19 protein-coding genes and 5 pseudogenes are annotated in these 22,271 nt (G+C 60.3%); 13 read left to right on the forward strand and 11 right to left on the reverse strand.

Annotated features, from left to right (window positions below; all coding sequences use genetic code 11):
* Positions 1-246: pseudogene (locus C450_RS09180) on the reverse strand (ISH3 family transposase); the annotation flags it as partial.
* A gap of 244 nt (positions 247-490) precedes the next feature.
* On the opposite strand from C450_RS09180, the gene galU reads away from it, so the two are divergent.
* Together galU and C450_RS09190 are read left to right on the forward strand one after the other, a co-directional pair.
* Positions 491-1,360: a UTP--glucose-1-phosphate uridylyltransferase GalU gene (gene galU / locus C450_RS09185; RefSeq protein WP_080510286.1), complete on the forward strand. Its 870-nt coding sequence runs from the start codon at positions 491-493 to the stop codon at positions 1,358-1,360.
* Entirely contained in the window at positions 1,353-2,285 is a 933-nt protein-coding gene (locus C450_RS09190; RefSeq protein WP_049910024.1) for a UDP-glucuronic acid decarboxylase family protein, read from the forward strand. Before galU ends, C450_RS09190 begins: the two co-directional genes overlap by 8 nt.
* A gap of 97 nt (positions 2,286-2,382) precedes the next feature.
* Here the strand turns inward: C450_RS09190 and C450_RS23195 are convergent, their stop codons facing one another.
* A complete protein-coding gene (locus C450_RS23195; protein WP_080510287.1) occupies positions 2,383-3,120 on the reverse strand; it encodes a glycosyltransferase in 738 nt (245 codons plus the stop codon).
* Positions 3,121-3,231: 111 nt separating this feature from the next.
* On the reverse strand, positions 3,232-4,281 hold the full coding sequence (locus C450_RS09200) for a DUF1616 domain-containing protein (RefSeq protein WP_005042928.1): 1,050 nt from the start codon (positions 4,279-4,281) through the stop codon (positions 3,232-3,234).
* 199 nt (positions 4,282-4,480) lie between these two features.
* Between C450_RS09200 and C450_RS09205 the strand changes: the two genes are divergently transcribed.
* Complete coding sequence (locus tag C450_RS09205; RefSeq protein ID WP_005042929.1) at positions 4,481-5,308, forward strand: hypothetical protein; 828 nt, start codon at positions 4,481-4,483, stop codon at positions 5,306-5,308.
* 255 nt (positions 5,309-5,563) lie between these two features.
* On the opposite strand, the gene C450_RS09210 is transcribed toward C450_RS09205, so the two are convergent.
* Positions 5,564-5,821 carry a hypothetical protein gene (locus tag C450_RS09210; RefSeq protein ID WP_152424468.1) on the reverse strand — a complete coding sequence of 86 codons (258 nt, stop codon included), beginning with the start codon at positions 5,819-5,821 and terminating at the stop codon, positions 5,564-5,566.
* A gap of 355 nt (positions 5,822-6,176) precedes the next feature.
* Between C450_RS09210 and C450_RS09215 the strand changes: the two genes are divergently transcribed.
* Complete coding sequence (locus C450_RS09215; RefSeq protein ID WP_161606952.1) at positions 6,177-7,880, forward strand: glycosyltransferase family 2 protein; 1,704 nt, start codon at positions 6,177-6,179, stop codon at positions 7,878-7,880.
* Positions 7,881-7,894: 14 nt separating this feature from the next.
* On the opposite strand, the gene C450_RS09220 is transcribed toward C450_RS09215, so the two are convergent.
* The 3 genes from C450_RS09220 to C450_RS09230 all read right to left on the reverse strand — a co-directional run bounded on the left by C450_RS09220 (position 7,895) and on the right by C450_RS09230 (position 11,269).
* Positions 7,895-9,190: a glycosyltransferase gene (locus C450_RS09220; RefSeq protein ID WP_005042932.1), complete on the reverse strand. Its 1,296-nt coding sequence runs from the start codon at positions 9,188-9,190 to the stop codon at positions 7,895-7,897.
* Positions 9,187-10,089, reverse strand: coding sequence for a polysaccharide deacetylase family protein (locus tag C450_RS09225; RefSeq protein WP_005042933.1), 903 nt, complete (start codon positions 10,087-10,089; stop codon positions 9,187-9,189). Before C450_RS09225 ends, C450_RS09220 begins: the two co-directional genes overlap by 4 nt.
* Positions 10,090-10,342: 253 nt before the next feature.
* Positions 10,343-11,269 carry an NAD-dependent epimerase/dehydratase family protein gene (locus tag C450_RS09230; RefSeq protein ID WP_080510288.1) on the reverse strand — a complete coding sequence of 309 codons (927 nt, stop codon included), beginning with the start codon at positions 11,267-11,269 and terminating at the stop codon, positions 10,343-10,345.
* A gap of 354 nt (positions 11,270-11,623) precedes the next feature.
* Between C450_RS09230 and C450_RS09235 the strand changes: the two genes are divergently transcribed.
* Positions 11,624-13,417, forward strand: a complete 1,794-nt coding sequence (locus C450_RS09235; protein ID WP_152424469.1) for a hypothetical protein — start codon at positions 11,624-11,626, stop codon at positions 13,415-13,417.
* Between the two features lie 126 nt (positions 13,418-13,543).
* Here the strand turns inward: C450_RS09235 and C450_RS09240 are convergent.
* Positions 13,544-14,485: pseudogene (locus tag C450_RS09240) on the reverse strand (integrase); the annotation flags it as partial.
* Positions 14,485-14,853: pseudogene (locus C450_RS23700) on the reverse strand (hypothetical protein); the annotation flags it as partial. The pseudogenes C450_RS23700 and C450_RS09240, both read right to left, overlap by 1 nt.
* A gap of 131 nt (positions 14,854-14,984) precedes the next feature.
* On the opposite strand from C450_RS23700, the gene C450_RS20800 reads away from it, so the two are divergent.
* Positions 14,985-15,482, forward strand: a complete 498-nt coding sequence (locus tag C450_RS20800) for an acyl-CoA dehydrogenase (protein ID WP_080510289.1) — start codon at positions 14,985-14,987, stop codon at positions 15,480-15,482.
* A 186-nt stretch (positions 15,483-15,668) separates the two neighbouring features.
* On the opposite strand, the gene C450_RS09250 is transcribed toward C450_RS20800, so the two are convergent.
* Positions 15,669-16,088 (reverse strand): ArsR/SmtB family transcription factor, encoded by a 420-nt coding sequence (locus tag C450_RS09250; RefSeq protein ID WP_005042941.1) that lies wholly within the window; start codon positions 16,086-16,088, stop codon positions 15,669-15,671.
* A 100-nt stretch (positions 16,089-16,188) separates the two neighbouring features.
* Between C450_RS09250 and C450_RS09255 the strand changes: the two genes are divergently transcribed.
* The 6 genes and pseudogenes from C450_RS09255 (at position 16,189) to C450_RS22910 (ending at position 20,685) form a co-directional block, all read left to right on the forward strand.
* A complete protein-coding gene (locus tag C450_RS09255) occupies positions 16,189-16,809 on the forward strand; it encodes a DUF7509 family protein (protein WP_005042942.1) in 621 nt (206 codons plus the stop codon).
* Between the two features lie 64 nt (positions 16,810-16,873).
* On the forward strand, positions 16,874-17,164 hold the full coding sequence (locus C450_RS09260; protein WP_005042943.1) for a PadR family transcriptional regulator: 291 nt from the start codon (positions 16,874-16,876) through the stop codon (positions 17,162-17,164).
* A 103-nt stretch (positions 17,165-17,267) separates the two neighbouring features.
* Positions 17,268-17,768, forward strand: a complete 501-nt coding sequence (locus C450_RS09265) for a TRAM domain-containing protein (protein ID WP_005042945.1) — start codon at positions 17,268-17,270, stop codon at positions 17,766-17,768.
* A gap of 64 nt (positions 17,769-17,832) precedes the next feature.
* A complete protein-coding gene (locus C450_RS09270) occupies positions 17,833-18,066 on the forward strand; it encodes a hypothetical protein (protein WP_005042946.1) in 234 nt (77 codons plus the stop codon).
* 393 nt (positions 18,067-18,459) lie between these two features.
* Positions 18,460-18,627 (forward strand): hypothetical protein, encoded by a 168-nt coding sequence (locus tag C450_RS09275; RefSeq protein ID WP_005042949.1) that lies wholly within the window; start codon positions 18,460-18,462, stop codon positions 18,625-18,627.
* 54 nt (positions 18,628-18,681) lie between these two features.
* A pseudogene (locus C450_RS22910) lies at positions 18,682-20,685 on the forward strand (DEAD/DEAH box helicase family protein).
* A 92-nt stretch (positions 20,686-20,777) separates the two neighbouring features.
* Here the strand turns inward: C450_RS22910 and C450_RS09285 are convergent.
* A pseudogene (locus C450_RS09285) lies at positions 20,778-21,285 on the reverse strand (IS5/IS1182 family transposase); the annotation flags it as partial.
* Between the two features lie 246 nt (positions 21,286-21,531).
* Here C450_RS09285 and C450_RS09290 point away from each other — a divergent pair.
* Positions 21,532-22,194: an AIM24 family protein gene (locus C450_RS09290; RefSeq protein ID WP_005042956.1), complete on the forward strand. Its 663-nt coding sequence runs from the start codon at positions 21,532-21,534 to the stop codon at positions 22,192-22,194.
* Positions 22,195-22,271 lie beyond the last annotated feature (77 nt).

A 22,271-nucleotide genomic window follows, 5' to 3' on the forward strand; every position in this document is an offset into this window, starting at 1 on the left:
GAGCTCGAACTTCGTCCGGAGATGGTGGAGGATCGTGTTGCCGTGGGGCGACTCCTCTGAGATCTCGCAGAGGTGACTGACCGAGTCCTCGTCGGCTGTTGCGCCGACGAGGACGTCCCAGATATCCTCGGAGTCGATATCGGCGTTTTCGCCGAGTTCGATATCGATCTCCTCGTCCAGAGTGTTGACGAGAAAGTTAAGCACCTGCTCTTCGGTGAGTTCATTGGCTGCTTGGTTTGGCTGCATCAACCGACCGAGCAGCCCACTCACCTAACCCGCTTTGTGAACTACTGANTGCTCTTCGGTGAGTTCATTGGCTGCTTGGTTTGGCTGCATCAACCGACCGAGCAGCCCACTCACCTAACCCGCTTTGTGAACTACTGAAGCTACGTACCGCTGAGGCCGACATCACTGTGTCATCTATTCTATTGAGAACATCTACCATGATTCTGTCAAAATATATTAAATCAACCGGCGGCGAGGAAGGGGTATGGAGGTCTCAAAAGCAGTCATTCCTGCAGCAGGGTTCGGCACTCGCTTTCTCCCGGTGACGAAAGCACAGCCCAAAGAGATGATGCCCGTTCTGAACAAGCCGACGATCCAGTACGTCGTCGAGGAGGCCGTGCGGTCGGGTATCGATGACATCCTCATCATTACCGGCCGAGGGAAGGAGTCCATCCAACACCACTTCGATAAGTCCTACGAACTCGAAAGCGAGCTCCGGAAGGCGGGCAAGGACGAGATCCTCGATCGCGTCCGAAAGGTTTCGAATCTAGCGGACATCCACTACGTCCGGCAGAAAGAACGCAACGGGCTCGGTGATGCCGTTCTCTATGCACGAAAACACGTCGGCGACGAGCCGTTCGCGCTTCTGTTGGGAGATACTATCGTCGAAAGCGACGTTCCTTGTACGAGACAACTGATCGAGTACGCGGAGGAGTACGACCAATCGGTCCTCGCGCTCGAGCGGGTACCGTGGGAGAAGGTCCCGTCGTACGGGGTCGTGGACGTCGAGGACCCCTCGTCTACCCAGCCATGCTTTCCCGTTTCCGAGCTCGTCGAAAAACCCGCACGAGAAACGGCACCATCGAACCTCGCGATCACGGGCCGATACGTACTCCAACCAGCCATCTTCGACCAGCTCGAAGCAACGGAACCCGGCGTCGGCGGCGAGCTCCAGCTCACCGATGCCATCAACGAGCTGCCGGCAGTACGGGGTACCGAGTCGGCCGGTCGGCGGTACGACATCGGGGACATTCCCAGCTGGCTAGAGGCGAACATTCGGCTCGCGATGAAGCACGAGACCGGTGCGACACATCGTGCGGTGGAGCGATTATTGGAAGAATGGACCGATGAGTAGGATTCTCGTGACCGGCGGTGCGGGATTCATCGGTTCGCACCTCTGTGCGACGCTCCTCGGTCAAGGCCACGAGGTGCTCGCGATGGACACCTTCGTGACGGGTCGCAACGAGAACCTCGAAGAGATATTCTACCACGACAACTTCCGCTTGGTCGAACACGACGTCACGGAGTTCATCCACGTCAGCGGCGAGTTGGATACAGTGATCCACCTCGCGAGCCTCGCCTCGCCTCGATTCTATCAACGAAATCCGATTAAAACCCTGAAGGTGGGGGCGCTGGGAACCCACAAAACCCTCGGACTTGCGATGGAAAAGGACGCGACGTACTTCTTCGCGTCGACCAGCGAAGTGTACGGGGATCCGGAAGTGAACCCCCAGCCGGAGAGTTACCGGGGGAACGTCGATCCCTACGGGCCACGTTCATGTTACGACGAGTCGAAACGGTACGGTGAATCTCTGATCCGTGCCTATCGGGAAGAACACGGGCTCGATACCCGTATCGCACGGATCTTCAACACCTACGGGCCACGGATGCGACCGGACGACGGGCGCGTCATCCCGTCGTTCGTCCGACAAGCCTTGACTGGCACGGATATGACGGTGTACGGTGACGGAACACAGACGAGGAGCTTTTGTTACGTCTCGGACCTTATCGATGGCTTCATCGGGTTACTGGACTCCGACGTACAGGACCCGGTCAACCTCGGCAATCCGAACGAACGAACTATCCAAGCGCTCGCCGAGACGGTCCTCGAGATGACGAATAGCGACAGCCAGATCACCTACGAACCCCTCCCGCCACAGGACCCGATGGTTCGAAAACCGGATATCACCAAGGCCGAAACCGAGCTCGGCTGGTCCCCACACGTCGGCCTCAAGAACGGCCTCGAAACCACTATCGAATACTTCGAGAACGTGTTGTGAGTCACCATCGCTTCGTCCGTCGCCACCAACGATACCCTCGTTCGTGAGGTGGCTCCTGGGGGTGTACAGACGATAGTTTACGATTTCGGGTCGCGCGTCACTGGTACTTCATGCAGAACCGCCAGACCCTCGACGCGGGCACGTACGTCGCGCGACCGCCGAACGACATCAAGAGTTCGACGGCATATTTGGCTTCGAATCCGGGTGCGGTTCGAATCGCATATGCGAACGCCCGTATCGCCTTCGGCGACCAGGCGTCGTCGTCGAGCGAGCGTCGGCCGATGTTGGCGTAGATGTGCGCGACGGCCCTGGCCCGGACTGCGGGTGAGGTCTCGGCATACAACTCGTCGTATCGTTCGAGGAGTTCTTTCTTACCGTCGACGGCGTCCCAGCTCGACCCGAGGTTGTACTCCTGCTCGCCCATCCTGATCAGGGGTTCGTCCACGAAGCCGAACCGTGCGATCCGGGCGAGTTCGATCTTCATTCCCACGTCGTCCGCACCGTGGCGGTTCGTGAGCGGCATGATGGCGTCGATGACCGCCCGGCGGATTAGCATCGTCGTGTTGTAACACGACGACATTCCGAACGTTAGGGCCTCATCGAGAACGTCGCCCTGGACGTCCGGGTCCGGCGTCCGAACGTCGCCGAACTCCTTTCGGAGGCCACTGTAGACGACGCCGATGTCGGGATGGGCGGTCAGGTACTCGACTTGCTTTTCGAACTTCTCCGGGAGGAGCGTATCGTCGTCATCGAGGAGCTGGATGTATTCGCCGGTGGCGTGCTCGATGCCGAGCGACCGTGCGGCGTGTGGCCCCTCGTCGATCGCCTGTGGGATATACGTCNCCGGTCTCGTGCTTCATCGCGAGCCGAATGTTCGCTTTCAGGAGCTGTTCGTTCCGGTAGTACGTCGGGATGATAACCGACACCAGTCCGGTAGTCGTTGCTGTCATTGTGCGGTTGGCAATTCGATTTCCGTTCCGGTATGGCCGAGTTCAGCGTGGCTTCCCGCCTGTTCCGTGACGTTGACGAACAGATGGACCTCACGATAGGCGTTTTCGGTCGTAGGCTGGGCGGGTGGCTGGTCACGGTAGAGCATGAACGTGAGCCGGAGGTTCGATCCAGCCACGGTCGGTACGACCGTTCGGCGCTCGCGAACGGTCTCGTTCGAACCGGCCCGAAGCGTGAACCGGTCGAGCTGTACTTGCTCGGGCGTCGTGAGGTTTCCGTTCGTCTTGGCGACCCGTTGTAGGGCGACGACAACCGCATAGTTGACCGGCTGCCCCTCTCGATTTCGAACGCCCACAACCAGTGGCTGTCCCTCGCCCTGGGTCAGTGTCGTGGGGTAATTCGTGTTCGTCGGCGGGCCGCTGCCGTTCGGCGTGAGCAAGAAGAAGTCGGTTGAGTGTGTTCGGGGCGGCGTCACGGCGTCGTAGGTCACGATACCACCGACGGCGACGATGCTAACGACGAGGAGCACCGAGAGCGCCGTGCCGGCGGTCGTCTCGGTGGATGTTCCCCTCGCCGTTCTCGCGATCTCGAACGGGTTTCGATATCGGTGTTCTGCCTGCAGTTGTCCGCGGCGAATCGCCGCGATCACCGCCGCGCCAACGGATACCCCCGAGAGGACGAACAACACCGCCGCGCGGGTGAACCCGATCGGAGAGAGTACTAGACCGAACCCGACGAGGATCACAACCGCGATGCTCAACGCAGCGGAGAGAACCACTCGCTCGGAAAGTCTGAGACCTTCCCCGAACGGCTGTGCATCGTCGTCGTTCCGGTCGGTATGCCGCTCCGGAAACAGCGCGCCGACGAGCGCGTAGCCCGGTAAGAACAGGACGAGCGCGAACGCTAGCGGGACGCGAAGCAGCGTCTCCCGAATGCCCGGAACTGCCACCGCCACGACCGTCGCGACGACCACGCACACGACTCCGACGAGGTCGGACGCGAACCCGACGCGAGCCGTGGCAAGCCATTGTCGAAGACGGTCGTTCACAGTCTGTCCTCGGTGGGTGGTGCCATAGACCTGACGTTTACTCGCCCACGACCCCCGTGACGGTCGAACTCCCCGTCTCGGTTCAAAACGGGGCGGGGAGTTATGTGAGAACCGTTTAGTAGTTACTGAGGGATGGAGAACCCAGCATCCGATGAGGTCGATATCGTCGGCGAACCGCCGAGGGCCATCGTGAACACTGATGGCTGACGAGTTTGACTCCGACGACGGGACGTCCACCGAGTCCGTGACACAGCCTCTTGATCCCCCGACCGGGTCGCCTGGTGGCTTCGGACCCCGATCGCACGAGTGGCATCGGCGTCGGTACCGAATAGCGGTCGTCGCGTTCGCGACCCTCGGCGTCGTGATGGGTGTCGCTGGCATCACCGTTGAGAACGGTCGGGAGGTTCTGTTCGCCCTCTTCGGGATCGGGTTGTTCGGGGCTGTCCTCTGTTATATCCTCATCCCCGAGCGGTTCGTCCCGGCGTCGCTCGGCTGGCGGACGTACGCGCCGCTCGCGGAGGTCGGCCCACTGTTCGTGACAACACTCGAGCTCTCGGACCGGCGGGTGTACCTTCCGACTAGTGACGGACAAGTGCGTCTCTTGGTACCCCAAAACGACGATTTTCTCGATGACTGCGAGACGCCCGTGATCGGGGTGCATGAAACAAAGGACACTCGTGAGCTCGTTCTGCCGACGACTGGCGACGAACTCCTCACAGAATTTCGCGAACAGCACGGCGAAGCGCTGGCCGCCGATGCACCGTCACTTATCGACCAGCTTCTCGACGTCCTCGTCGAGGAGTTCGAACTCGTCGAACGGGCGAACGGCCAAGTCGAATCGACGGAAGACCGTGTAGTAGTCACGGTCGAGCGGAGCTACTACGGTCCGCCGACTTCGTTCGATCATCCCGTGGCGGCGTTCCTCGCAGCCGGACTCGCTGCCGGGCTCGAAACCGCGGTTGGTCTCGAATCAGTCCGCCGAGAAGCCGACGGGCGGTACGTCATCATCTGTTTCTGGGGACGATGACATCCTCCTCGGCGTAGACGAACGGAGTGAAAGTGAACGCCATGGTTGAATATCCAGCCGGGCTGTCGGCCGGGTAGCCTGCGGTTGCGACCCTCTGCGACGAAGCTTACGCGATTCACGCCTGTCCCTCGGTCTCCGGCCTCGGGACGTGATTCGCTCGCTGAACGGGATAGACGACGACCATCGGTGAGCGAGTCGGCCCTCGACGTCGTTCAATCGTCGTTTTCGGTGTGGGCGTGAGCCAGTTCGAGACCGTCACGTGATGAGGCTGTAGATCTGAAGGCCGACGACGCCCACGAAGAGCACGACCGCCACGGTCAGTATCGGATAGAGCCGACGCTGCCATCGGGGGGTGATGGTCGTCGGCGTGACGAGTTCGATCAGCACGAACAGCCCGAGCACGCCCCCGACAACCAGCAGATCGATCCGGAACTCACCGGTGACCGCTGCGGCGAGGACCAATACCAGTAGCCATCCCAGCAGCGCAGCCACGAATCGAATACGACGTCGCACATATCGGCGTTCGTCAGCGAGCGACAAAACCTTCCCGTCGGCAAGTCCTTCCCCTGAATCGGCTCGATCGCCGTGCACTCGCGGGAGTTCCGTTTCCCGGAGACTCATTCCCGACAGCGGAGAAGATATACTATACACCTAGAGATTATCCTTATTCCCAGAGAAGGCGTTCTACAGAATTGAACACAACTGTAAGTTAACAAAGAAGTGTCATATGACGAATCAACGTTCGATCGAAAGCAGTCACACATTGCTGACCAAGCTACCGGTGACCAAGGGATTGTCACGGCTCGGTGTGAGTCTTCAGATCACAAACACAAGTGACACCATTTCGCTCGTACGGTTCACCGACCCGATGCCGGATGGCTACGTGCTGGCGACCCGGACGACGGACGACGAATCGGGTTGGTCTGCGCTCTCCGATGGACGTCTCGACGGAGCCATATTGGTTTCACCCGAGGAGACCGTCGCGCTCACCTACGTTCTCGCCGACCCTCAGGACCCGGCGTCGCCCGTCGAAGCCGAATTGGGTGACCTTCCGAACGTCGAAATCGTCGACAGCGTTCCGGTCACGCCCGAATCCGCACCGTCATCGCCGGTCGTGCTGTGGCGCTCTTCGAACGACGAGCGCGTGCCGCTGGTGCTCCGGGAACCGGCTCATCACCCCGCGGTTACCGACCCCACAAGCATCGAGGGATGGGTCGTCGAAGGTCTCGGAAGTCGCTTCGATGACCTCGACGTGAGCGACCGGATCACCGACCAGTCGGCCGCGTTTTCGCGGTCGAAGCCGGTGATCGGGATCATCGCCCACGAGGCAAACGCCGACGCCATTCTCGGAACGATTCTCCGGGCGAGGGAGCATGGGTTCGCGGTGTTCGTCATCTACGGAGGGGATGGCGAATCCGAGGTGATCCGTCTCTCACGGCGACTCGGAGCGAAGATCGTCGAACCCTCGGCGTCAGCACGCGGAAACGTGGCGTTACTCGAACGGTCCCTGTCCCAGGCCGCCCGTGATGCGGGCTATCCCGGGATCGTCTTCCAGCTTCCCGAGAGTTCCCGGATCGACTACGAGCGGACGCTCGCCGCGTTCGCCAGCGACGGATTCGAGACGACCGCTATCCCCGAAACGTGGTCCGCGTCCCCAGAAATCACACACGTGCTCGTCGGTATCCCCGCATACAACGCGGAAGGGGCCATCGGCGCGGTGGTCGAGGATGCCACATCGTTCGCCGACCAGGTTCTGGTCGTCGACGACGGCAGCGCCGACGCGACTGCCGAGCGCGCACGCGCGGCGGGCGCGACGGTCGTGGTCCACGAACGAAACCGTGGCTACGGTGGTGCGCTCAAGACCATCTTTCAGGAGGCGGACCAGCGCGGGGCGGCCCATCTCGTGACGCTCGACGCCGACGGCCAGCACGACCCGGCGGACGTTCCAAAGCTGGTCCAGACCCAAGAACACGCCGACGCCGACATCGTCATCGGCAGCCGATACGCCCCCGGTTCGATGACACGGCTTCCCTTCGTCCGTTCGATCGGGCTCGGCGTCGTGAACCTCCTCACGAACCTGAGCCTTGGACGACTCGCCCCGCGGCGCTGGGTCCGGGATACCCAGAGCGGGCTCCGAGCCTACTCTAGCGAAGCGATCGCGTCGCTCGCGGCCGCCCGGGACATCGGCGATGGGATGTGGGCGAGCACGGATATCATGTACCACGCCAATGCCGAGGGGTTCGACTTCGCGGAGGTCGGCATCACCATCAGATACGACGTCGAGGACGCGAGCACACAGGGGGCTCTCTCACACGGTACCGACCTCATACGAAACATCGGGCGGTTTCTCGAACGGACGCATCCGCTTCTGTTGCTCGGTCTCCCGGGTACCATCGGCGTCATAGCCGGAACTCTCGTCGGGACCGTGGGCATCCAGCAACTCCTGCTGGACGAACCCTCCATGCTCACCATCGCCGCCGCGACCGTCCTCGGTGTCGTCGGTCTCGCGATGGTGATGCTCTCGGTGCTGTTCCACGCGATGAACCTGCACCCGTTCTACGACCGGATGTAGGTGATTTCGACGGCTTATTCCCGGTCGGACGCCGATTTCCGCCATCGGACCGAGTAATCGCCGGTCAGGTAGTCCCACCACGCGAGCAAGATCGTATACTCTATCACGGCCACATAGCGGGCGATCCCGAGAAGCCACCGAACGCCACCGTTCTCTTCGGTTCCCGATCCCCCATCCGCTTCGTCCGGTTCGTCATTCGACGCCGCCGTTGGGAGGGTATCAGCGAGTAAGTCGTCACGGACGGCCAGGAGCGCACCGAACGTGCCGATTCCAGCGATCCCGACTAACAGCGCGGCGGCGAGGGCCGCGAGTGGGGCTACCGCTAGCGTGACGACGAAACAGACGGCGCTGCCGAGACAGAGGAACGGCGAGAACATCGGGAGTGCTTTCCGGGACGGGAAGACGAGCGCGCGGTACCAGTCGCCCGGAACGACCAGATACCGCCAGTGGCGTATGAGCGACTGTATCGTGCCGATGAGGCGGCGTTTGTTCGAAGCGATCTGTTCGGCCACCGTGTCGGGTTCGGATTCGTAGACCAGCGCTCGCGGTTCGTAGGTGATCCGGTAGCCGGCCTCGTGGATGCGTATCGAGAGGTCGAGATCCTCGGAGAGGCTGGTCTCGTCGGCTCGAACGATACCCGCCCGCCACGCGCTCAATTCCCCGTCGAACTGTGAGACCGAGCCAAGCAGCGCCCCGCCGAGCGCCTTCATGTGTTCGAGGTCGCGATAGAACTGGTTCGAGGCGGTCAGCGACGATCCGGTATCGAGTACCCCGAGCCGGCCGGCGACCGCACCGGTCGTGGGGTTCGAGAAGTGGGGGGCGACCCGGGCGATGGTCGCCGGGGCGAACACCGAGTTCGCGTCGGTCACGAGCACGACCTCGCCGTGCCCCTGGTCGACCCCGTGATTGATGGCCGACGCCTTGCCGCTCCGTTCGCCCTCCTCAACCAGCCGCATCGGTGGGTCGTCTGGGCCAAGGTCGTCGAGCGCGTCCCGAAGCACGTCGGCCGTCCCGTCGGTCGACCCCGAGTCGACGAACAGGACCTCGTACCGGTCGTTCGGATAGATCTGTTTCCGGAGGTTTTCCACCCGCTTCGCGACCACACTCGATTCGTTGTAGGACGGAACGATGACCGTGATGAAGGGTGTATCTGACGGGCTCATGTTGTCCGTGTCAGGTGGCTCGTCGGTCGCTCCCTTCGCTCTCGCGAGCAGTCCCATTGTCAGGGGATAGCCGACGAACTGCCAGCCGAGCAGGCCGGTGCAGACGCCGAACCCAGCGAGTCCAACCTTCTTCAGGCGCTCCCTCATTGTCCGACCCCCTCACTCGGCGTGACACCTCGTTCCGTCGAGCAGGTCGTTGCCTCGTCGATGACGTCCTCGACGGGGCCGAACTCGACCGCTTCGAGGAGCGAGTCGAGTTTCGCGGCGAGCGTGTCGATGCCGTGGCTGCTGATGAATCGGGCGTGCGGGGAAACGTCACCGAGCTCGTCGGCGACGGCCGGATTGAACTCCCATGGATGGAAGTAGAGCGTCGCCGGAGTCCCGCTGGCGTTGAAGGTTTTGATACCCCACTTTACGACGCGAGCGGGCAGCACTCGGGCGTAGAACCCACCGGCGATCGGGAGGCGAACGTGCGGATGAAAGACCGCTAGGGGGACCTCCGTGAGCGCATCCGGTCGCGGTGGTCCTCCCGCCGCGAACGGCGCGTCAAGGTTCACCGCGTACGGGCGCAGGGGAGCCCCTCGAACCCCGTACATCGGTGTCTTGACCGGGAACACGCTCGAATCGTACTCGAAGCCGGCGTCGGTGAGCGTCTCGAACGCCCACTCGGTCCGTGGCGTCACAGAGAAGTTGGGGGCTCGAAACCCGCGTGGGCGCTCGTTCACCGCCGCTTCGAGGGCGTCGCTGCTGTGGTCGAGTTCCTCGCGAAAGATTTCGGGTGTGAGTTCGAACAGCGGTCGGTGGGTGTGACCATGCGACCCTATCTCGTGGCCCGCTGTCGCGATCCGGGCGATGAGGTCGGGGTAGGCCTCGGCGACCTCTCCCACGACGTAGAACGTCGCCGTTACGTCGTGACGGTCGAGCAGGTCAAGAACGATCTCGGTCGAACGTTCGACATGGACCACCGGGTCGGTGGTCTCCTCGCGAAGCAGGGTGGCGGTGAACCAGTGTTCGAGGTCGAACGAGAGGGCGTTCGTCGGGCTCATCGCCGGGCCCTGGTATGGCCTCGGTTCGGTCCGTAGTATGGGACCGTCCGTGTTCGTCCTTCCGGGACTCCCGATCGTTCGTGACGGACATCGACTGACCGTCGAGATCCCTTGGAGTTGTGTCGATGGCCGTTCATTGGGTTGTCGTGTTCGTGGATTCCGGTCGCAATAATCCTATCGACGGCACTGAATGACCGGAGGTACGCTACCTCAGCATCGCCCGCCGAACGAACTTCATAGGTTTCGCCCCGGCTCAGTGCCGGATCCAGTCAAAAACCGATTCGATGCCTTCGGACAGCTCGACCGCGGGTTCGTAATCGAGTGCCTCGTTGGCCTTCGAAACGTCGGCGAGGCTGTCTCGAACATCTCCCGGGCGTGGGTCGGTGTGTTCGATCTTGATGTCCGGATCGACCGTCTCGCGGACGTGCTCGGCGAGCTGGGCGATGGTCGTCGACCGGCCGGTCCCGATGTTGAACGCCTCCCCCACGCGGTCGGTCATCGCCGCGAGCAGGTTCGCGCGCACGACGTCACGAACGTGGACGAAGTCGCGGGTCTGCTCGCCGGTTCCCTGCACGGTGATCGGACCGCCCGAACGTGCCTGAGCGAAGAATTTCGTGATCACGCCGCTGTAGGGTCCCTTTCGCTGTCGAGGACCGTACACGTTGAAATAGCGAAGTGCGACCGTTTCGAGCCCATAGAGGTCGTGGTACAGCTGACAGTAGTGGTCCGCAGAGAGCTTCTCCAGCCCGTACGGTGAACTCGGCCGTTTGGCGACCGTCTCCGGGATGGGAAGCGTCTCGGGTGTCCCGTAGATGGCGGCGCTGGAGGCGAAGACGACCCGGGCGTTCGTTCGACGGGCCTCCTCCAGCACCGAGAGGGTCGCATCGACGTTGATGGCGTGACTCTCCATCGGCATCTCGACCGACTGCTCGACGCTCACAATCGCTGCTTCGTGAAAAACGATATCGACATCGTCAAACGCCGCCTTGCGGACATCCGAGTCGCGAACGTCCCCTTCGATAACCGACAAGTTTGCCGGGAGCTGTGATCGCCGACCGCTAGAGAAATCATCGAGTACCCGTACCTCGTTCTCCGCCACCAGCGCATCCACAAGATGACTGCCGATGAAGCCACCGCCGCCAGTGACCAGCACTGTTAGTCCGCTGAGGGGTATCTTCATCACAGTTTCCGAGTCCGGGGTGGGTTCACGTCGTCCACCCAAACTCCGATTTCAAGCTATTCATACACATACATCAAAAGACGAATACAAATGACTTTCCCCGCCAACAGTGCTCGCGATAACTCGGCTCGACTCCGTCCGTCGAACAATCTGGAGACCTCACGGATCGGCGTGCTGAAACCCATCGACCGGGCGACGACGGCGGATATTCACCGCACCGAGAAATTTACTATTTCGAAATAGTAATCCCCAAGCTGAAAATTAAAAAAGACATGCGGATATTGGTCATATGCTTATCGATTATTTGACCGATTCCAACGGTGATTTTATATAGTTGGCAAAGAGGAGACCTACATGGACGTACGTCCCAGTCGACGGTGGGTGCTCGGGCGACTCGCGCTCCTCGGCGGTACGGCACCGTTCCTCGAATTTGCGTCCCGACCAGCGGCTGCACAGTCAGCCGCGGTCGGTGAACTCGGAACTACCTCACGCCGACAATCCACGTCGGGGGAGTGGCACCGACTCAGCTTCGAGGAGACCTACGAGGATCCAGTCGTGGTGATGGGTCCGCTCTCACGGAATGGCGGCGAGTCTGGTCATGTCCGCCTCCAGAACGTCACCGGCGACGGCGTCGACTGGCGGATCGAAGAATGGGAGCATCTCGATGAGATACACACCGAGGAGACGGTGAGCTATCTCGTGGTCGAGAGTGGGGCACACGAAGCGGATGGTACGACGATCCGGGCGGGAACGGTCGACGCCGATGACCATCCTCGATCGGTGTCCTTCAGCTCGTCGTTCGAACAACCGCCGGTCGTTCTCGCCACTTCACAGACCTTCGAGGGGGACGACCCAGTGGTCACCCGTCTTCGAGACGTCTCTGCAGGAGGATTTGACGTCGAGGTTCAGGAGGCGGAAGCGAACGGGAGCCACACCGACGAAACCATCGGGTACATCGCTGTCGGCGGCTCCGGCGATCGTTTCGAGACCGGAACCGTCATTGCGAGCAACGGCTGGGTTTCGCCGTCCCTCTCGACGGAATATCCGGACCCCGGGTTCGTGGCCTCGGTACAGAGTATGAACGGTCACGATACGGTGGGGCTTCGACGTCGAAGCCTCGATGCCTCATCGGTCGACCTGTACCTCGAGGAGGAACGGAGCCAGGACACGGAGACTTCCCACACCGACGAGATTATCGGCTACGTGTTCGGAGAGAACGGACCGATCAAGGGCACAAACGGCGGCGACACCAGGAATGACGATATCCCACAGTTCGGGGCGTGGCTCTCCCAAAACGTCGGGGAGGATCCCACCGAAGACTACGAGGACTGGCTCGGCCGGAAAGTCCTCGTCTCGGACCAGTTCATCAAACAGGAGGGGCACTACCACGACCTCCCGGCCTGGAAGATCGATCCCTGGACGGCGTGGCTTGAGGAGAACCCCGATCGGCGTCTCTGTTGGGACCTGATAATCAGAAATCTCGCATCGCTCGAAGCGGGCGCGAGCGGGGCGGCGAACGACGCGATTCGCTCGCTCGGCGAGACGCTGGTCGCCGAGGGCCACGAAGACGCCTATGTTCGTATCGAGGACGAGTTCAATCTCTCGCACACTATCCATCCCCAGACCAACCAAGAGTGCCAGTGGTTCGTCGAATTCTGGCGCGAGGTCGTCGACACGCTTCGTTCGGTCGACGGCCAGCAGTTCGACATCGTCTGGAACCCGAACTACGATATCGCCGATGTCGACGGCTACGCCGAACGGACCTGGCCTGGGGACGGCTACGTCGACACTGTCGGGCTCGATATCTACGACCGGAGCTGGACCCACTACAACGAAAGCTCCGAGCCGACCCAGACCGACTGGGAGCAGACGTGGCAGGTGTTGGAAGACTATCTCGATTGGTTCCGTGACTGGGCCGATGACCACGACAAGGCCCTTGCCATCCCAGAGTGGGGGCTCTGGTCCCGTGCTGATTCAGGCTACGGTGGCGGGGACAACCCGTACTTCATCGAACAGATGCACGACTGGATCCACGCGAACGATGTCGCTTGGCACGTCTATTTTGAGGATCTTGACAAACATCGACTCGATAGCGACGACACCCGATTTCCCGCCGCCGCAGCGAAGTTCAAGCAGCTGTTCGGCTGACCTCGCGGGCTGGATTCATGCTTCAGAACTGATTGAGCAGCTTGAAGGCCACGTAGAGAGTTTCAGACGACCCTTGTGAGGTTGAAGCTCCGCCTTGGTCCCCTCACACTCCCGTTTCGTCCCGTTTCAGCTTCCACCAGCTCCGCCACGCAATTCACATGAGAATTCACTCGTTCTGCACTGGTCTGCGTTCTGATCAGCCTCTTCGAAGGCACTGGTCATCTGGTTGGCGAGCTCACCAGCTTCAATATGAGAGTAGTGTTCGCGAATGACTTCCACAGAGTTATCGAGAGCGCGAGCGGCGGCCGCGTGGCCTGAGGTGCGGACGAGGACCTCACCGGCACCGCGTCGAGCGCCATGCGGCATCAGATAGTCGTGGTCGTCACCGAGCTCGATACCAGCCTGGTCACAGAGCCGCTTGAGGACGTGTCGCCCCGCGCCGGTCGTCATCGACGGTGGCGTGATATCGAATTCAGTGCAGATCTCAATCTGCGAGTGATCCGTTTGGAAGTCTCCGATCCCCGCGTCGGTGTACGCGCGGGCGGTCCGCATGTCTGTGATCCGTCTTGAAAGCGTCGGACGATGGAACGAGAGGAACACCGGCCAATTTTCGCTTGGCGCGTCGAGGACCTTCTCGTACATCTGTAGTGGATGGAGTACTGGCTCGGGAAGACCCCGACCGTCGAGACGCTGCTTTTTGGCGAACACTGTCGCGTAGCGATCCTCGAGGTTGACGTCCTCCCAGCAGAGCCCCTGGCGTCGCTCGTCGCTCCGATCTCGCAGTATCTCCGCACCCCGTACGCCGGAATACGACAGGAGATACACCAGCGCGCGGTCGCGACAGGCCTTGATCGCCGCCTCTCGATTCTCGCCGATGTCGTCGATCGCCGCGTGTGCTTGCTCGTCGACGAACGCGGTGAGCTGTTGGCGATCCTCGGCGGACCACGCCTGTTGGTCTCCACTCTTGTGACCGCCGTCGTCTGGAATGGGTTCGGTCGCGTTGCGGCGCTGGGCGACGTTCTCGGCGAGGTGGCCCTCGCGGACGGCCCACCCGCAGAACGCCGAGACATCTGGATCTGCTTCTCGTCGACGGCGATACGATCCGGGTCGGCCCTGAAGTCCTGATCGTAGTGGTCGGCGTAGGATTGGTACCAGTGGTGAATGGTGGCTCGGGTTCGACTGACGCCGAACCACTCGCAGAGGTCGCGACACTCCGCCAGCGACGCTGCAGCGGCGTGAGCAGCGCACGCCAGCCTGATCAGCCAGGCNCTGACGCCGAACCACTCGCAGAGGTCGCGACACTCCGCCAGCGACGCTGCAGCGGCGTGAGCAGCGCACGCCAGCCTGATCAGCCAGGCTGGCGTGCTCGTCCGATCTGCGTCCAAAAACGGCACATTCGAGCAGTTCGTGACCTCCACTTGGAGTTCTTCGAGCATGGTTCCACTTGTCTCGAAGAACTCCGCTCAGTTCAGCCTCAATCTAGCAGTGCCCTAAAACTCGACATTCAAGATCACGAAAGTGTGACTCTCGACCAACGGGATGTCGATACAGTGGAGGCGACAACCACATGAGTAACTTCAAATCCGGGTCTGGTAACCTTGACTTCGGTAATAGCGACGGTGATACTGAAGAGGACGAGGAGGTTTCCAGGACAGGGGATACTCAATCTGAGTCAAATGAAGGACAAGAGTCGACTTCCCCTGAACAGTTCGCGTCGTCCCCAGCAGAAAAGCAAACATCACAAACAGACGATTCGTCCGAACAACCCGTATCAGAGCAATATCTGTTGAATAAATCAACTGTATCTAGCCCACAGTTAGAGGAATATCCGTACTTTGTCCGACGAAACAACGTCGGCGATGAACGCGACAACCGTCTCGAGATTCAGCTTCGAGACGAGATAGCCAGTCAAGAAGCTAAGTTTCTGAATGTACTTGCCGAGCAACTTGAAACAAACGAGATTGCAAAGACAGACGCTCGAGAGTTCGCTCTTCTCATGGCGTTTCAGAATCCCAAAAGTGTCGCTAAGTTGATGAGAAGCGAAGAATTTGGCGCATTCGGCTAAAACCAGTAGACTACGGATCCGCTCCCAAAGCCGGAATTCTGCAAGCCCGTCGATCCAGACGGTGTACATATCATTACCAATAGAAGTCAGCTAGGCCGATTCGACACACAGTCCTCGTCGGAATTTAGACCAGCAGTCTATATTTTGAGATAACCATGTATGAGGAATATACTTTCCCGATTTCAGTTAGGCATCGGGCTCCATTGAACTGTCGTACATGTCTTCGAACGCTTGCTCGCCCCGGATCAGTTCATCCACGCCGTCGGTGAGCGTGACCTCGCCGAACACGGTCGCCCGATAATACGTGTACAGACCTTCCTGTCCCCGCTCTGTGCGCTGACGCTTCTCAATGAGGCCGACATCGACGAGCTTGTTGAGATGGTAGTGAAGCGTGCTGTCGTCGATGCTAATCGCCTCTTCGAGTTCTTTGGGACTCATCTCCCCGCCGTGGACGAGCCGATAGAGGACTTCGTATCGGGTACGGTGCCCGATGGTGGCGTGCATTTCGAGGTACTCGTCGAGATCGAGGACGCTGTCTTCCGGCAGGAGATCTTCGGGGTCGTCTGGGAAATCCCCACAGACGGCACGCGCTTGATCTATTGACATCCTGTTTCCGGGATACGGGTGGGAAGCTTTTAGCCTTTGTCAAGCCAAGTTCTCTGGAAAATGCTGTCTTTTATATACTATGTCCGGAGTAAAACTCCTAATGACTGTCGAGATCACGCACGAGTTGATCGCCGAGCGGCTGGGCACCGTGAAATACGACCGCTTTCTGTTCTATTTGATGGGACCGTACAAGTCGTTCAACCTCAACTACGTCCTCAGCGAGGAGGAACGCCGTGAAATCGATATCGAGGATCTCCCTGGACCATTACGCCGACTCTTTCAGAACAAGAACGAGATCAACGCGGCGCAGGCACTCTTGCGGCGGATACAGGGCGAACTTCGAACGGACCCCGGCGTGAACGCATTTCTCGCGCTTGACGTCGGAGTAGACACTGACGACGTGGATGCAGTAACCCAAAGCATCGAGTACACACGATGCAGCAACACGACCGCGTTCGTACTGCCATTTCTTGGGCACAATTTCGGGGTTGGAGAAGAGGCTGGAAGCATCCTCGAAACGCTCGCGGAAACGCATGGCGAACGGTTGGTCTTCGTTCATGAAGACGACGTGACGAGTGCGATGATTCGGTCAGCGAGGGACCGGTGGGACTTGCGAGTCGAGACGTACGAAACCGAGGCAGAGCTTGTTACCACTCTTCAGCGGTTCGCGGGCGAGATCATGCAACGCGAACGCCTCGGGTCCCTTGATCGCCTGCACTGATCGAAGAGACGACGCGAAAAATCGGAGCAAATAAGCCGCCGCTCTGATACATTGGGTTACTATGATGGCCGACCTGACTGCGTTTCAGCGGGATATACTGTACGTGATTGCGGGGCTAGATGATGGCTCGCCTCCGTACGGGTTGGCGATCAAGGAGGAACTCGACAGGCACTATTCGGGCGAGATCAACCACGGGCGACTGTATCCGAACCTGGATGACCTGGCGGAGGTGGGCCTCGTCGAGAAAGGCAGCGTCGACGACCGGACGAACTCGTATGGTCTTACCGAGCGCGGCCAGCGTGAGATCGAGACCCGCCGCGAATGGGAAGACCAGTACGTCGCTGTCGAGGCCTGAATCCCCCGATGAGTGGAATCAGCGTTCACGGTCGTCGACCGACATCGAGGCTGGCTTACGGCGAACAGCTCCAGACGAGACCGATCCATGCGGTGATGGCGTAATGGTCGAGATTCCGGACCGGCTGGAGTGTCTCTTCAGCACGTCGATCGATCAGCAGGGCGGCTCGTACAGGATCGAGATCCCACGCTCCGAACTTGAGCAGGGAACGATCAATTCCGGTGAGACCTACCGAGTGGCGATCGTCTCGGGGACGCCCCGTTCGGATGATGCCGAGACTCGACAGCAACCGGATGGTGCTTCGACGTCACCGAAGTCGGATTCGAATAGCCCCACCCAGCAGGAACCACCGGTAGAGCCAGGCGACGTGCGTGAGGTCACCATCGAATCACTGGGCGATCAAGGCGACGGAATTGCGAAAATCGATCGTGGGTACGTCGTGATCGTGCCTGGTACTCGGCCCGACGATGAAGTCACCGTCGAGATCGAGAACGCACGCGAGAACGTGGCGTTCGCCCGTGTTCATGACGACAACCACGAGTCGGACGAGAGTTCGGGGTTCGATGACCCGTTGGCGGAGGAGACGCTCGGAGATAGCGAGTGAGTGGATCACCGTCGATATCCAGAGTCTGACGTAGATTCATGCAGTTCGAGTCACAACATCACGTATGAACTGGGAACGGCGGCTTCCGCCGTTCGCCGAGAACGCGCTCGAAGTGCTTCGTGAGGCGGTTGAGGAGAGCAGTGACGAGGGCCTCTCGAAGGAGCAGGCCAGATCACTCCTCGTGGCTGACGATCGCTTCATCGAAAGTGACGCTGAGTACGCTCTTGATGTGCTCCAGAGTCGCGGCCACATCTACTACGTTGACGACCGAATTCACATCACGCCGACCGACGACTGATTGGTTGGGAACGAGGGGTAGCGAGTATCTCTCGGCAGATCGCACTTCCACTCCGGTTGGTAAGCCTCTATAATGGTGGGATGCCTCCCTGAGAGCGAGGGCGGTCCTCTCGACAGCCCTCCGATCAGAGCGCGTCACACGCTATCCCCCTCCTTTCCATGATCATGCTCGAGACGGTGAAACGCGTGCTGGGCCAGTCGGACCGGGAACTCGTCGTGGAGTGCCGTCAGTGTGGCTCGAACGTGGATCCTGATGCAGAGTCGTGCCCGGTGTGTGAGTCCACCGAGATTGCCCAGTACGACATCACTCGGTGAGGGAGGTCTAAAACGCCGTATTTGTCACTTCCAGACCGCTTCGACAGGCTATAAGTACCAGCCAGCCAGAAAATCGGGTATGGCAGACCTGATCGTCAAAGCGGCGGTGAAGGAGCACCTCGCAGACCAGAACGTCTCGTCAGATTTCTACGACGCCCTCGACAACGAGGTGTCGGACCTGCTCGACGACGCCGCCCAGCGTGCCGAGGACAACGACCGCAAGACCGTCCAGCCTCGCGACCTCTAATGCGGGCACTTCCCCAGCGTGGTCGTGTTCGCCGGGGACCGGGATAATCCACAGATGCGGGTCGAGTTCGACGGGGGCACGCTCCTGCTCCGAGAGGCCAGTGAGGACGTTCCGTACGCGGAATGGGACGACCGAGTCGAGGAGTACCGCGCGCCCGCGTATCGGTATCGCAACGTGCTCGAATGGGCCGACGCATGGAATGACGAGGACTCCCCCTCCGCTGGACAGGAATCAGCCCACCAAGGGACAATCCAGTCGGCCACTATTGCGGTCGAGGACACGGCTTGAGCATACCCCGAACTCGCGCTCGATCCGGCACTCCAGATCGAGCCGCGCGAGTACCAGCAGGCCGCGCTCGATGCGTGGCGAACCAATGATCGTCGCGGCAGCGTCGTGCTCCTGACTGGCAGTGGGAAGACGTTTCTGGGCATCCAGGCCATTTCAGATGCCGGTGTCGCCACTCTCGTGGTCGCGCCGACGATCGACCTGATGAACCAGTGGCACGCGACGCTCACCAACGCCTTCGGCGACCAACTACCCCACAAGGGAGGGGACGGGCCCGAACAGGCAGTCGGCGTGCTCGGTGGCGGCACCCACGAGATCAGGCCCATCACAGTGACGACCTACGACAGCGCGTATCGCTACATCGACGAGTACGGCGACCAGTTCGGCCTGCTGATCGCAGACGAAATTCACCACCTGCCGGCCCCGACCTATCGACAGATCCCCGAAATGACCATCGCGCCCTACCGTCTCGGGCTCACCGCCACCTATGAGCGCGCCGACGACGCTCACGAACTCCTCGAAGACACCGGTCTCATCGGTCCCGTCGTCTATGAGGAAGAGGTCGACGAGCTCGCCGGCGAGTATCTCAGCGAGTACGAAACCATTCACATGCAGGTCGAACTGACCGACGACGAACGCTCCCAGTACGACGAGGAGTACGGCATCTATCGCGAGTACGTCGACACGCATGACTTCGACCTCTGGAAGGCCGAGGGCTACCAGGAGTTCCTGGCGCACACTTCCTACGATTCGGACGGCCGCCGCGCACTGATCGCCAAGCAACGTGCCGAGGAACTCGCGCGCACCGCCGCGAAGAAACTCGACACACTAGATACGTTACTCAAGCGCCACTACGACGACCGTGCCATCGTCTTCACCGCGAACAACGACTTCGCCTACGAGATCTCCCAAGAGTTCATCGTCCCCTGTATCACTCACCAGACCAAGACCGACGAACGTACGGAGATCCTCGAGATCGTGGGACTCTGGACGCCCGAATACCTCGATGAGAAACTCGACAAGATTCGGCAGGCCGATATGGAGAATCTGGTCTTCGCGGTTTCCGAGACCCTCGACTGCACGAGCGAGGACATCGACCTCACGACTGATCGAGTGCTCTGGTCCAAGACCGGCATCCACGTCTACGATGTGATCAACCTCGCTGAGGAGCATACAGTCCAGGCATCCTCTGCTGGTCCCTGGGTAGGGACAGCCTATTCGCTCGGGATTGGTGGTTGGCAAGCGTGGTCTATAATCCGACGTCAAATCGGTCAGGACTGTTGCTGTCGGAGGAATTCGAGCAAAGCGTCGATGTCCTCTGGGCTCGGCTCGCCTCTATGGTCCTCCTCACGCACATTGTACGCTGAGGAGTTCGACTTGTCGCTGAGGATCGATAAGAGTCCCTACGTTGAACGTGATGTCGTCGGCGACGTTCGCCTCGCGTCCCTTGTAGATGCCGTACCGGGTAACGGCGCAGTAGTACTCTACCTGCTCGCGGCGGGACTCAGGACGTCGCCGGCAGGCACTGTCCTCTGTGGCACCGAGGAGTTCTGGTTGAGAGGCCCACCGCTCACGAAACGTACGTTCCGGCGCGCTCGCCGCGTCAGTCCGCCTACGTCACGCTGCGAAACGTCTACGGTTGTGCGCACCAAAAACACACCCGGCGGGAACGGCACGGTTAGCCTCTGGTTGGGCTTGCTCACCCACAACCCCCGCCTGAGGGATCACGATAGCAGGAGTGTCGGCGGTGCTGGCGAGCGCTGTCACGGCTAGCCTCGTGGGGCCACAATCTCGCCGACGAAACGCATACTTCCGGTGCTCCTGTCGTGACAGTTCCCAAACAGACTTGAGGCTGAGATCAGCTATGTGAACTCCGCTGCGATAGGAACCTTTGTTCCTGTCGAGACAATCGTACAGCCGAAGCCGTAGTAGTGCTCCTCAGCGGTTGAATCGTCGTTCCACGGAATCGCTTCGGCATGAGTCGAATCGATTCTGTAGATAGAGTCGAGCAGGCCCCGGACGGCGGCCCGCTCGACAAGATGACCGAAAGCATCGTCACCAACGTGTTCAAGCTCGGTGAGGAAGCGATCGACCGCGTCTCGCGACGGCGGTCGATCGAAGCCACAGCTCAACCAGACCAGCGGCTTCTAGAGTTCTCGTGCGAAAGGACGAGTGCCGTAGACGTCCTCGTAGTAGCAGTGGAGAAAGCCTCGGAAGAGTTCTGGTGGCTCATGAACTCGTGTTCGCCCCCCAATCGCAGGGAGCGAACACGTCGTATTCCAGCAGAAACTCGAACTCAAGGTACTCGAACAGCGCTACTGTCTCGATCGCCGCGACATTCCAGAAGTCGTCGACTGAAGCTACGTTTTGCAGGGCTTGGCTTTGCTGGACACAATTCCAACGCCCTGCAACCTCGCATGTGACGCTTTCTGTGAACACGCTCGAGGAGTCCGTCAACAATTTCGAGAACGGATGGTACCGGATTATATTCATCGAGCAGAACTGTCACGGTGTCCAAAATCGTCTCAGGTGCTGAAACGATTTCGCGCGGTGAGTACAATTCGATACGGATATTCCTTCGAGCAGAGCTACTCCGAGTGGCTCGGGAGAAACACACCAATGGATCTCGACAAATTTGTGGACTCGCACGGCCCACAGGAAACTGCAGAGGCGTTCGAACTCGAAAGCTCGAAACTCCTCGATATTGCCCTCGACGGGAGCGTGATGGGCAAGGCAGGATCGATGATCGGCTACACCGGCGACATCTCTTTCGAACGCAAATCATCCGGCGGGCTGAAAGGGATGCTGAAAAAGAAAGTGTCCGGCGAGGGCGGCGTGATGATGCGGGCCGAAGGCAACGGCCACCTCTACCTCGCTGACGCGGGCAAGGAAGTCCAAATTCTCGAACTCGATGCCGACGACGAAATCAGTGTGAACGGCAACGATGTCCTCGCGTTCGAGGAGAGCGTCAACTGGGACATCAAGATGATGAATTCGATCGCCGGGGCATCTTCGGGCGGGCTGTTCAATGTCTACCTTAAGGGACCGGGACATATCGCCATCACAACCCACGGCAACCCGCTCGTCGTGCCGACGCCGGTCCGGACCGATCCCCACGCGACTGTGGCGTGGAGCGCCAATGTTTCGCCCAGCGCGAATCGCGACCTGAACATCAAGAGCTTCCTCGGGCGTTCGTCGGGCGAGACCTTCCAACTCGAGTTCGCCGGGCAGGACGGATTCGTGATCCTCCAGCCCTACGAGGAGATCAATCGGCTCTGTTGAATCACTAGACGGCGGCAGGATGGGTCGCTAAATCAAAGGCGTTGAAGCGGGAGACTTGAGTTGTCCATGACGCAAAT

It is taken from the genome of Halococcus salifodinae DSM 8989 (genome assembly GCF_000336935.1).
Taxonomy (GTDB): domain Archaea; phylum Halobacteriota; class Halobacteria; order Halobacteriales; family Halococcaceae; genus Halococcus; species Halococcus salifodinae.